Raw genomic sequence first — 11,763 nt, 5'->3', positions numbered from 1 at the left:
GAAATGGCGATACAAGTCACGAAGCTTTCGGCCGGCATCGGTGCCGAGATCGGCGGCGTCGATCTCACGAAGCCCATCAGCGACGCGGATTTCGCTGCGATCGAGAAGGCTTGGCAGGACCACGTCATCCTGCTGTTCCGCGGCCAGAAGCTCACCCACGAGCAGCACGTCGCGTTCAGCCGCCGCTTCGGCGAGCTCGACGACCATCGCACCATCCCGAAGTTCCGCGATCCGGACTTCCACGAGATCCTGCCGGTGGTGAACGCCGTCATCGACGGCCGCAAGCAGCCGGTCGGCCGGCAATGGCATTCCGATCTGTCCACGACGCTGCGCCCCGCGCGCGGCTCGCTCCTGCGCTGCGAGGTCATTCCGCCAGTCGGCGGCGACACGATGTTCGCCAACATGTACCTCGCCTACGAGACGTTGTCGGACAAGATGAAGGAGCTACTGGACGGCCTTTGGGGCATCCAGGACATGACGGTCGCCAGGCATTCGCGCGGGCGCGACCTGTCCGACGTGCGTAAGCGCAATCCGCCGGTCGCCCAGCCCGTCGTGCGCGTCCACCCAGAGACCGGCCGGAAGGCGCTGTTCGTCGCCGAGATGACCACCACCGGGATCGTCGGCATGAAGGACGAGGAGGCGCAGCCGATCCTCGAATACCTGTTCCGCCATTCGGTGCAGCCGGAATTCACCTACCGACACCGCTGGCAGCCGGACGACATGATCGCCTGGGACAATCGCTGCGCGATGCACCTGGCGCTCGACGACTACGACATCAACATCCCGCGCCGCCTCTACCGCACGACGCTGCTCGGCGAGCCGCTCGGCTACATCGTGGCGGACGAGGAGATGGCGCAGGCCGCCTGATTGACGTCAAACATACTACCGAGTACGTTGTTTGAAGACGGGAACCTGCTCAGGTTCCCGTCCAAGAAGGCGGTCGCCAAGCGGCCGGACAGGAGGAAACCATCAGCCGGCTTCTCGCGACACTTCTCGGCGCTTCCGCGTCGCTTTTTGCCGTCCTGCCCGCATCGGCGCAGCAGAAGGTCACCATGGCCGTCGGCTCGACGGTCATCGATGTGTCCCAGGCGAACAACACCTCCGTCCCGATCCACACGAAGTGTTGGGAAAGGGAGGGGCTTGCGGTCGAAATCCAGCCAACGAACACGAACGCGGCCGTGCAGGCGTTGCTGACAGGGCGCGTCGAGTTCGTGCTCTCGGGCCCGGCGGCGGCGATCATCGCCCGTTCGAAGGGCGGCCCGATCAAGGCCGTCTACATGAACATGCGGAAGAACTTCGTCTTCCTCGTCGTGCCCGAGGCGAGCCCGATCAAGGACCTGAAGGATTTCAAGGGCAAGACAGTCGGCGTTTTCTCCTACGGCGCGCAGCAATATCGCGTCTTTAAGGGTATGATGACCGAGGTCGGGCTCGACCCGGAGAAGGATGTGAGCTGGATCGAGACCGGCGCGGGCGCCCAGGCGGTCGCGGCTTTGCGCGCGGGCCGCGTCGAAGCCTGGGGCACCTGGGATTCTCAGCTCGCCACGGCCGAGAACATGGGGCTCAAGTTCCGCCGCTTCACCAGCGAGGCCGCCGAGAAGCTGAACTGGGGCAGCTCGATCTTCACGCGCGACGACTATGCGGCTGCCAATCCGGAGGTGGTCGGCAAGTTCCTGCGCTGCGTGGCCGAAGGCACCGCCTTCACGATCGCCAATCCCGAAGCTGCCGTGAAGGCGCATTGGACCGTGTTCCCGGCCACGAAGCCGAGCAACCTCTCCGACGCCGAGGCCCTGCGCCAGGCGCTGCATATCGTCGAGACCCGCATCGAGTTCCTGAAGGTCGAGCCGGGCGCGAAATGGGGCGAGATGCCGCCCAGCTCCGCCGCGGAGACGATCAACTTCATGAAGTCGACCGGCGAGCTGAAGGACGATGTGAAGCCGTCGGACATGTTCACGAACGCCTTCGTGCCGGCCATCAACGCGTTCGACCAGGCCGAGGTCGAGAAGACCGCCAGGGCTTCGCAATGAGCCAAGCCAGCGTGACGAGCCCCGGCGAGAAGCTGCGCCGGATGCTGGCCGGCCCGGACCTCGCGATGGTGCCGGGCTGCCACGATGCGCTTGGTGCCCGCCTCATCGAGAGCGCGGGCTTCGAGGCGGTCTACATCTCGGGCTTCTCCTACGCGGCGAGCCTCGGAAAGCCGGATGTCGGCATCGTCACGATGAGCGAGGTGATTGTCCAGGGACAGCGGATCGCCGAGGCGGTCACCGTACCCGTCATCACGGATGCGGATACCGGCTATGGCGGCCCAGTGAACATCTGGGAGACGGTGCGCGGATTGGAGCGCGCAGGCCTTGGCGGGCTGCATCTCGAAGACCAGCGCATGCCCAAGAAGTGCGGTGCGATGGCCGGCAAGGAGCTGGCGTCGGAGGACGAGATGACCGCTCGGCTTCAAGTCGCGTGCCGGGCCCGGCTCTCGCCGGATTTCCTGATCATTGGCCGCACCGACGCCGTCACCATCCTCGGGGTTGAGGAAGCGGCCCGGCGCTGCCGCGTGATGGAGGCAGCGGGTGCTGACGCCGTGATGGTCCCCTCCCTCTCCACGCCGGCCGAGCTCGAGACAATCGCCCGAAGCGTTTCCATCCCGGTGATCTACGTCGCGGCCGAGACGATCCGGCCGATGTACAGCGCCCAGCAACTTAAGGCTTTCGGCTTCGCCATGGCCCTGTACCCGCTGTCGCTGATCCAGGTCAGCGTCGCAGCGCAGACGAAGCTCCTCGCCGCTCTGCACGAGACTGGCACGACCGAGGCGATCATCCCGGAGATGACGAAATTCTCGGAGATCGGCGAGATCGTAGGCAACGGTGAAGCCGCCCGCATCGAGCAGCTTTTCGCAAAGGCCCGGTAAGCGATGCGCGTTTTGGGAGGCGGTGAGATGCTTCGATCGTCGGATCCGGTCCGGGTCTTCTGGGCGCCGGGATGCAGCTCGTGCCTACGTACGAAGGAGTTCCTCAACCGGCGCGGCGTCCCTTTCGAATCCGTGAACGTGAAGGACAACCCTGAAGCGATGCAGCAGCTCCTCGCGCTCGGGGCCCGCAGCGTGCCGATCGTCGCCCAGGGCTCGAGCTTCGTCTACGCGCAATCGCTCGCCGATATCGTCGCGTTCCTCGGTCTGGACGTGGAGGCCGAGACGCGGCTGCCGCCAGCCGTTCTGGTCGACCGGCTGAACAACGTGCTCGCGGCGGCGGAGCGCTACATGCGCCAGATCCCGCCCGAGGCGGTGGACGTCGTGTTCCGCAACTTCTTCTCGCCCCGCGCCCTCGGGCAGCACACGTTCCGTGTCACGGAGGCCTTCGTCGAGGCCGCCAGCATCCCGACGGAATACACCTACGAGTTGATGATGCGCGGTACGCACGGCGTGAAGCCGGGCGACGACATCCCCGCTTACGGTCGCGACGTCGCCCGCCGGTTCAAGGAATGGTGGGCGGCGAACCCCGATCCAGCGTGCCAAGGCCGGATGACGGCGTATTGGGGCGAGCAGAGCATGCACGAGATTCTCGAGCGCACGGCCTGGCACTCGGCCCAGCATACCCGCCAGCTCATCACCGTGCTGGACGAGTTCGGCGTCGAGCCCGACGGCCGCCTCACGGCGGCCGATCTGCAGGGCTTGCCGCTGCCCGAGAACGTGTGGGGCGAGACCGAGGCCTCCCGCGAGAAGGCCGCCTGAGCCATGGGCCAGACCCTCAGCCAGAAGATCTTCGCCCGTACGAGCGGGCGCGAGAGGGTGATGCCGGGCGAGGTCGTCTGGTGCTCGCCCGATCTCGTCACGACACCCGAGGTCGCCTTTCCGGCCTATGTGCGCCGCCTGCGCGGGCTCGGCATGGACAAGCTCGCCCGGCCGGAGCGCGTCGTCGTCGCGATCGACCACGAGGTGCCGGCACATTCCCAGGCGGGCGCGGACCGAAACCGCATCACGCGCGAGATGGCGGCGGAGCTCGGCGTCGGGCACCTCTTCGACAGCGAAGGCATCACGCATCCGTTGATCGTCGAGCGCGGGCTCGTCCGGCCGGGCATGTTCGTGGCGGCGGCGGACAGCCATACCGCGGTGATTGGCGGCGCCGGCGCGATCGGGATTCCGTTCGGCTTCGAGACGGCCCTGATGATGGCGGCCGGCCAGATCTGGGTCCGGGTGCCGGAGACGATCCGCGTCACGATTACGGGGATGCCGAGCCCAGGCGTGAGCGCCCGCGATGTCGCGCTGGCAACCATGCGGCAGCTCGACGAAGAGACAGCGAGCTATCGCATCGTCGAGTTTCATGGGGAGGGCCTGCGGCACATCCCGTTCTGGGACCGCATGACCCTCTGCGGGCTGTGCATCGACATTGGCGCGAAATCGGCCGTCGTGCCGGCCGACGACACTACAGTCGCGGCTCTGCGAAGCCTCGGGGTCGCCGACGCCGAGATGATGACGAGCGATGCAGATGCGAGCTTTGCGCACGAGATATCGGTCGATCTCGCCGGCCTCGCCCCGCAGATCTCCATCCCGCCCTCCCCCACTCATGTACGCTCTGTCCTCGAACTCGGCGGGATGGAGATCCAGCACGCATATCTCGGCTCCTGCGCATCCGGCACGATCGAGGACCTGCGCGCCTCCGCCGCGATGCTGGATGGGCGCCGCGTCCATCCGGGCGTGAAGATGCTCGTCATCCCCTCGACGAAGCGCGTCTTCCAGCAGGCCATGCGCGAGGGCCTGCTCAATCGCTTCATCGATGCCGGGGCGGCCGTCGCGGCGCCTACATGCGGCCCCTGCTTCGGCGGCACGGCGCAGCTCTGCCCGGGTGAGCGCCGAATCTCGACCAGCACCCGCAACGACCCCGGCCGGATGGGAAGCAGCGAAGCGGAGATCTTCCTCGCGAGCGCCCTCACGGTAACGGCGTCCGCGATCGCCGGGCGGATCGCCGATCCGCGCAGCTACGTGCGGAGCTGAGACGATGCTGACGCCCTATCACGGCCGGTGCTGGAAGCTGCCCGACGGCGTCTCCAGCGACCAGCTCATCGCGCCGCCGCACGTGTTCAATTTCGAGCCGGACTATCTGCGGCAGCACCTTCTGGCGGAGGTGAGTCCGGACCTCGCCCGATCGGCCAAACCCGGCGACATCATCGTCGCCGGCGCGCATTTCGCGCACGGGAGCGTCCACAGCCATCCCTTCATCGCCATGAAGGCGATGGGCCTCGGCCTCATCTGCCGCTCGCTGTCGCGCGGCCCCTACCGGCTGACCGTCTTCATGGGCGTTCCGGTGCTGACGATCGACGACGAGACCTATTGCGCGATCCGGGACGCGGACGAACTCGCTGTCGACTTCGCGACGGGCGAGATCCGTACCACGGACAAGACCTTCAAGGCCGAGCCTCTGCCGCCCTTCCTCATGGAGATCATCGAGGCCGGGGGCGGGTTCGAGTACGCCAAGCAGCAGAGCGCGAGATCATCATCCCATGCCGGCAGCGGTTAAGCTCATGCCACGTCCTGCCGAAGCCGCAAGGACGCCGATCATCCAGCTCCAGGAGATCGAAAAGGTCTATGCGGCGCGCGACGGAAATCCCGTCCAGGCTCTCGCACCCGTCTCGCTCGAGATCGGCACGGGCGAGTTCTTGACGATCGTCGGCCCGTCCGGCTGCGGCAAGTCCACGATGCTGCGCCTCGTCGCAGGCCTGATCCCGCGAACGCGTGGCAGACTGCTGATGCGCCGGCAGGAGATCTCGGGACCACAGCGCGACATGGGAATCGTCTTCCAGACACCGGTCCTGTTTCCCTGGCGCACGGTCCTCGACAACGTGCTGCTGCCCGCCGAAGTGCTACGGCTGCCGCCTGCGAAGAGCCGCGCGCGGGCGCTGGAGCTGCTGGAGATCGTCGGCCTCAGCGACTTCGCGGCCAAGTATCCGTTCGAGCTCTCGGGCGGCATGCAGCAGCGCGTCGCCATCGCGCGCTCCCTCGTGCACGAGCCGTCCGTCGTGCTCATGGATGAGCCCTTCGGGGCGCTCGACGCCATGACGCGCGATACGATGAATCTCGAGATCATGCGCATCTGGCGCGAGGCCGGGACCACGATCCTGTTCGTCACCCACTCGATCCCGGAGGCGGTCTTTCTCGGCGAGCGCGTGGTCGTCATGACGCCGCGGCCTGGTCGCATAGCCGAGGTCATCGATGTCGAGCTTCCGGCGCAGCGGGACATCGACATCGTCAACACCGACCGTTTCGGCGTCTACGTTCGACAGATCCGGGCGCATTTCAACGCCAAGGGACTCGATTGATGGACAGCAGTGACTACTCCACCGGGCCTGCCCCGGGGCTCTTGCGCCGCCGCCCGGAGATCGTCCTGATCCCGCTCCTCTTTGTGCTGATCATCGGCTCCTGGCATGGCGTGGTGAAGGGCTTGGCAATCCCCGATTATGTCATCCCGGCGCCGGGGCAGGTCGCGACGGCCTTCTGGTCGGGCGTCACTAGCGGTTCGTATCTCGCCCACGCCGCCTACACTCTCTCGGAGGCGCTGCTCGGGTTCTTCATCGCGGCTTTCCTTGGGACCCTCTTCGGAACGCTGATCGCGCAGTCGCGGATCATTGAACGGACGCTCTACCCTTACCTCATCGTGATCCAGACCACGCCCAAGATCGCCATTGCGCCGCTGCTTATCATCTGGTTCGGGTTCGGCATCACCTCAAAGATCTTCATCGCCGCCACGGTGGCGTTCTTCCCGATCCTCGTGAACGTCATCGCAGGCCTCCGCTCGATCGACGCCGAGAAGATCGAGCTCATGCGCTCGCTCAAGGCAACCAAGTGGCAGACCTTTCGCATGGCGCGCCTTCCGAGCGCGCTGCCGACCATCTTCGCCGGGCTGAAGGTTGCCATTGTTTTCAGCATCCTGGGCGCGATCGTTGGCGAGTTCGTCGGTTCCAAGGTCGGGCTCGGCAATCTGATCCTGCAGGCCAACGTGAACCTCGACACGGCCGGGATCTTCGGCGTGCTCGTCTGCCTCGCGATCATGGGGATCACGCTCCACCTCGTGATGGAATGGCTCCAGCGCCGCCTCGTGTTCTGGACCGCGTCCGCCCGATCCGGCGACTATTGAAGATTTGGCAGGCTGCGGTCGAGGTTGGCGCTCGAGATGCCGTGACGCGGCCGAGGCGTTATCCGGCACAGGTCCGTTTTCGACGCCTCTCACTCGAAAGCGGCTAGCAGCTAAGCCGCCTTCTCCTTCAGCACGCCGCGGCGGATCTGGTCCTCCTCGATCGATTCGAAGAGCGCCTTGAAGTTGCCCTCGCCGAAGCCCTCGTCGCCCTTGCGCTGGATGAACTCGAAGAAGATCGGCCCGATCGCATTGGCGGAGAAGAGCTGCAGCAGCACCTTCGTGTAGCCGCCCTCGACCACGCCCTCGCCGTCGATGAGGATGCCGTTCCGCTCCATGCGGTCGAGCGGCTCGCCGTGGCCCGGCACGCGCCTGTCGACGCGTTTGTAGTAGACCGGCGGCGGCGAGGGCATGAAGGCGACGCCGTTGGCCCGCAGCGCCTCGATCGTCGCGTAGATGTCGCGGCAGCCGCAGGCGATGTGCTGGATGCCCTCGCCGTTATAGGCGTGCAGGTATTCCTCGATCTGGCCGTTGTCACCCGCATCCTCGTTGATCGGGATGCGGATCTTGCCGTCGGGGCTGGTCAGCGCCTTGGAATAGAGGCCGGTGAGCTTTCCCTCGATGTCGAAGTAGCGGATCTGGCGGAAGTTGAAGATGCGCTCGTAGAAGCCGGCCCAGACGTCCATGCGGCCGCGCCGGACATTGTGGGTCAGGTGGTCGAGATAATACAGGCCGTAGCCCTCGGGCCGCGGATCCGGCTCGCCGAGCCAGTCGAACTCGGCCGCGTAGGGGGAGCCCTTGCGGCCGTAGCGGTCCACGAAATAGAGCAGCGAGCCGCCGATCCCCTTCACGGCCGGAACATCGAGCGTCTTCGCCCCGTCCGCCGGGTCGGCCGGCTCGGCGCCGAGCGCGAGGGCGCGCTCATAGGCGGCGCGCGCATCGACGACGCGGAAGGCCATGGAGGGCGCGCAGGGGCCGTGCGCGGCGACGAAGTTGTGCCCATGCGTGCCGGGCTCCTCGTTGACGAGGTAGTTCACGTCGCCCTGGCGATAGAGCGTGATCGCCCGGGTCCGGTGCTTCGCGACGGGCGAGAAGCCCATGGCCCGGAACAGCCGGTGCAGCTCCTGCGGATCGGGATGGGCGTATTCGACGAACTCGAACCCGTCCGTCCCCATCGGGTTCTGGGCGTCGATGGCCGGGGGCGGCGCATCGTGCGGATAGGGTCCCATGGCGGCCTCCTTGCTGGGAGGCCAGAGAAGCATATCCGGCCCGCGGGATGCGTGCGAAATTGAGCCGCCACTGGCCAGGAGGCGCACGGATCGTGCATGATCGAGGCCGGCCATGACTGCATCGATCACGCTCGACGGTTTCGACCTGCGCATCCTGGCGGCCCTCCAGGAGGACGGCCGGCTCGGCAACCAGGACTTGGCCGACAAGGTGCGGCTGTCGCCGAGCCAGTGCTCGCGGCGGCGCATCCGGCTGGAGGAGAGCGGCCTGATCCGCGGCTACCGGGCCGAGCTCGACCGCGAGATGCTCGGCCTCGACGTGCTCGTCTTCACCAAGGTCCGGCTGGCGGCCCATAACCGGGACAATGCCCGCCGTTTCGCCGAGCTCGTGCGCCGCCTCCCCTGCGTGCTGGAGGCGCATGCCATGACGGGCGACAGCGACTACCTGCTGAAGATGATCGTGCCGGACCTGAAGGCGCTCTCGGCCGTCGTCAACGAGGAGCTGCTGCCGGACGACAGCGTCGCCCAGGTCCAGACCTCCGTCGTGCTGCACACCCTGAAGGCCGCCGCGCCGCTGCCGCTCCCCGGGCGCGCCGGCTGAGCGGCCTCAGGCGGACGGGGCCGGCAGGATGGCGCCCCGGCATTCGCCGAAGCCGATCGGCGCGAAACCCTCGCGGCGGCAGCGCGCCGAGAGGATCACCTCGTCGCCGTCCTGAAGGAAGCGCCGCTCCTCGCCCGAGGGCAGGGCGATCGGCTCGCGGCCGCCATTCGTCGCCTCGAGCAGCGAGCCGCAGGAGGCCCGGTCCGGGCCGGACAGCGTCCCGCTGCCGAGAAGGTCTCCGGGCCGGAGGTTGCAGCCGCCGCTGGCATGGTGCGCCACGAGCTGCGCGGCCGTCCAGTACATGTGGCGCGCATCCGAGAGCGCGAGCCGGTGCGGCGCCATCCCCTTCGCCTTCATGTCGGCCGTGACGAGCAGCGCCTCCAGCTCGATCGCGAGCGCACCTGAGGCCGCATCCGCCTCGTCGGCCAGGTAGGGCAGCGGTGCCGGGTCGCCGTCCGGGCGCGGCGCCTGCGGCGCGCGGAAGGGCGCGAGCGCCTCCGGGGTCACGATCCAGGGCGAGATCGTCGTGGCGAAATTCTTGGCCAGGAAGGGTCCGAGCGGCTGGTATTCCCAGCCCTGGATGTCGCGCGCCGACCAGTCGTTGAGCAGGCAGTAGCCCGCGATGCGATCGGCGGCCTCCCCGATCGGGACCGGCTCGCCGAGCTCGTTTCCGGGCCCGATCCAGATGCCGAGCTCGAGCTCGTAATCGAGGTTGCGGGAGGGCCCGAAGCTCGGGACCGTCTCCGCGGCGGGCTTGCGCTGGCCGTTGGGCCGCCGCACCGGCGTCCCGGACGGGACCACGGAGGAGGCGCGCCCGTGATAGCCGATCGGCACCCATTTGTAGTTCGGCAGCAGCGGATTGTCGGGGCGGAACTGCCGCCCGACATTCGTCGCGTGATGGATGCCGACATAGAAGTCGGTGTAGTCGCCGACCGCCGCCGGGAGATGGAGCGTGCAGGAGGCGGCCTCGTGCAGGTGCGGCTCGATCCCGGCCCGCTCGGGCGAGCCCTGCCGCAGGAGTTCGCAGATGCGGAGCCGCAGCGCGCGGCGCGGCCCCGCCCCGAGCGCGAGCGCCCCGTTCAGCGTCTCGCCCGCCGCCTCGACGAAACGCGCGGCCTCGCCGGACAGGAGCCCGGCGATCCCCCGGAGGTCCAGGATCCGGTCGCCGATGGCGATGCCCGCCCGCCTCGCGCCGCCCGTAGGCGAGAAGATCCCGAGCGGGAGGTTCTGGATCGGGAAATCGGGATGCCCGTCCGCGGACGGCACCCAGCTTCGCAGCGCCGGATCGTGCGTGCCGTCCAGCCTCGCGCCACCCATGGCATCCTCCCGCCCATACCGGCGAAAGCCGGCATCCGTTCAGTTGGGCCCCGGCTTTCGCCGGGGCGGGCGGGATTGTCTAGGGTCGCGTCGGGTCGAAATGCTTCTCGAGCGCGCGGCCGTAGCCGGCATAGCTCCGCTGGAAGGCGGGGTGCTCGGCCGCGAACCGCGTCACCCGCTGCGGGAAGCGCGTCTCGAACATGAAGGCGAGCGTGCCTTCCAGCTTGTGCGGCTTCAGCTCGACATTCGACGCCCGCTCGAAGGCGTCGCGGTCGGGGCCGTGCGGCAGCATCATGTTGTGGAGCGAGACGCCGCCCGGCGCGAAGCCGCCGCCGGTCTTGGCGTCGTAGACGCCGTAGACCAGGCCCATGAACTCGCTCATGACGTTCATGTGGTACCAGGGCGGCCGGAACGTGTTCTCGGCGACCAGCCACCGGTCCGAGAACAGCACGAAGTCGATATTCGCCGTGCCGGGCGTCTCCGAGGGAGAGGTCAGGACCGTGAAGATGGACGGGTCGGCATGGTCGAACAGGATCGGCCCGACCGGCGAATACTTCCGGAGATCGTACTTGTAGGGCGCGTAGTTGCCGTGCCAGGCGACGACGTCGAGCGGCGAATGGTCGAGGTCGCAGGCCCAGAGCTGCCCGCCCCATTTCACGAACATGCGCGAGGGCGCGTCGCGGTCCTCGTAGGCCGCCACGGGCGTCAGGAAGTCGCGCTGGTTGGCCATGCAGTTCGCGCCGATCGGGCCGCGCTCGGGCAGCGTGAAGGCGCCGCCGTAATTCTCGCACAGATAGCCGCGCGCCGGTCCGTTCAGGAGCTCGACCCGGATCTTCACGCCGCGCGGGATCACCGCGATCTCGCCCGGCTCGATGTCGATGATGCCGAACTCCGTCGCGAGGCGGAGCTCGCCCTGCTGCGGGACGAAGAGCATCTCGCCGTCGGCGTTGTAGAAATACTCGTCCTGCATCGAGCGGGTGACGAAGAAGAGATGCGCGCCCATGCCGGCTTGGCTGCCCGCATCGCCGCAGGTCGTCATCGTGCGCAGTCCTTCGATGAAGGAGAGCGGCTCGGCCGGGATCTCGATCGGGTCCCAGCGCAGCGGCGCGATCGGCAGATCGGCCTCATGCGCCGGGGCCGTGCGCCAGAGCCCGTTATCGACCTTCTTGAACGCGCCCCAATGCGAGACGGTCGGGCGTATCCGGTAGAGCCAGGAGCGCTCGTTCGTCGTTCGCGGCGCCGTGAAGGGCGAGCCGGAGAGCTGCTCCGCATAGAGGCCGTAGGGGCATTTCTGCGGCGAGTTGCGGCCGACCGGCAGGGCCCCCGGCAGCGCCTCCGTCTCGAAGCCGTTGCCGAAGCCGGACATGTAGCCCGGGGTGATGCCGGAGCCGGTGGCGACATGGCCGAAGGCGGCCGGTGTCTGGACATTCATGACGTTGCCCTCCCCTGCTCGGCGAATTAGTTTCAGATGTAACGATCTCCCTCTCGAATATCCCGCCACGGC

General features: G+C 67.5%; 12 protein-coding genes. 9 read left to right on the top strand and 3 right to left on the bottom strand.

Annotation, left to right across the window (positions count from 1 at the left end):
- Positions 1-3 precede the first annotated feature (3 nt).
- The 8 genes from HJG44_RS04205 (at position 4) to HJG44_RS04170 (ending at position 7,118) form a co-directional block, all read left to right on the top strand.
- Positions 4-867, top strand: coding sequence for a TauD/TfdA dioxygenase family protein (locus HJG44_RS04205; RefSeq protein WP_171217045.1), 864 nt, complete (start codon positions 4-6; stop codon positions 865-867).
- A gap of 185 nt (positions 868-1,052) precedes the next feature.
- On the top strand, positions 1,053-2,024 hold the full coding sequence (locus HJG44_RS04200; RefSeq protein WP_171217044.1) for an ABC transporter substrate-binding protein: 972 nt from the start codon (positions 1,053-1,055) through the stop codon (positions 2,022-2,024).
- A complete protein-coding gene (locus HJG44_RS04195) occupies positions 2,021-2,902 on the top strand; it encodes an isocitrate lyase/PEP mutase family protein (protein ID WP_171217043.1) in 882 nt (293 codons plus the stop codon). The genes HJG44_RS04200 and HJG44_RS04195 overlap by 4 nt, the downstream gene beginning before the upstream one ends.
- 27 nt (positions 2,903-2,929) lie before the next feature.
- Positions 2,930-3,721, top strand: a complete 792-nt coding sequence (locus HJG44_RS04190) for a glutaredoxin domain-containing protein (RefSeq protein ID WP_171217042.1) — start codon at positions 2,930-2,932, stop codon at positions 3,719-3,721.
- A 3-nt stretch (positions 3,722-3,724) separates the two neighbouring features.
- Positions 3,725-4,981 (top strand): 3-isopropylmalate dehydratase large subunit, encoded by a 1,257-nt coding sequence (locus HJG44_RS04185; protein ID WP_171217041.1) that lies wholly within the window; start codon positions 3,725-3,727, stop codon positions 4,979-4,981.
- A 4-nt stretch (positions 4,982-4,985) separates the two neighbouring features.
- On the top strand, positions 4,986-5,504 hold the full coding sequence (locus tag HJG44_RS04180; protein ID WP_171217040.1) for a 3-isopropylmalate dehydratase small subunit: 519 nt from the start codon (positions 4,986-4,988) through the stop codon (positions 5,502-5,504).
- Between the two features lie 4 nt (positions 5,505-5,508).
- Complete coding sequence (locus HJG44_RS04175) at positions 5,509-6,303, top strand: ABC transporter ATP-binding protein (protein WP_171217308.1); 795 nt, start codon at positions 5,509-5,511, stop codon at positions 6,301-6,303.
- A complete protein-coding gene (locus HJG44_RS04170) occupies positions 6,303-7,118 on the top strand; it encodes an ABC transporter permease (protein ID WP_171217039.1) in 816 nt (271 codons plus the stop codon). Before HJG44_RS04175 ends, HJG44_RS04170 begins: the two co-directional genes overlap by 1 nt.
- Before the next feature lie 110 nt (positions 7,119-7,228).
- Here HJG44_RS04170 and hppD read toward each other — a convergent pair whose 3' ends face one another.
- On the bottom strand, positions 7,229-8,344 hold the full coding sequence (gene hppD / locus HJG44_RS04165; RefSeq protein ID WP_171217038.1) for a 4-hydroxyphenylpyruvate dioxygenase: 1,116 nt from the start codon (positions 8,342-8,344) through the stop codon (positions 7,229-7,231).
- A gap of 112 nt (positions 8,345-8,456) precedes the next feature.
- Between hppD and HJG44_RS04160 the strand changes: the two genes are divergently transcribed.
- Positions 8,457-8,942 carry an Lrp/AsnC family transcriptional regulator gene (locus tag HJG44_RS04160; RefSeq protein WP_171217037.1) on the top strand — a complete coding sequence of 162 codons (486 nt, stop codon included), beginning with the start codon at positions 8,457-8,459 and terminating at the stop codon, positions 8,940-8,942.
- A gap of 6 nt (positions 8,943-8,948) precedes the next feature.
- On the opposite strand, the gene fahA is transcribed toward HJG44_RS04160, so the two are convergent.
- Together fahA and hmgA are read right to left on the bottom strand one after the other, a co-directional pair.
- Complete coding sequence (fahA, locus tag HJG44_RS04155; protein ID WP_171217036.1) at positions 8,949-10,259, bottom strand: fumarylacetoacetase; 1,311 nt, start codon at positions 10,257-10,259, stop codon at positions 8,949-8,951.
- 79 nt (positions 10,260-10,338) lie between these two features.
- Positions 10,339-11,691 carry a homogentisate 1,2-dioxygenase gene (gene hmgA, locus HJG44_RS04150; protein ID WP_171217035.1) on the bottom strand — a complete coding sequence of 451 codons (1,353 nt, stop codon included), beginning with the start codon at positions 11,689-11,691 and terminating at the stop codon, positions 10,339-10,341.
- Positions 11,692-11,763: the final 72 nt, after the last annotated feature.

Origin of the sequence: Enterovirga aerilata (genome assembly GCF_013044135.1) — a bacterium.
Taxonomy (GTDB): Bacteria; Pseudomonadota; Alphaproteobacteria; order Rhizobiales; family Beijerinckiaceae; genus Enterovirga; species Enterovirga aerilata.
This window is presented reverse-complemented; position numbering and strand designations above follow the sequence as displayed.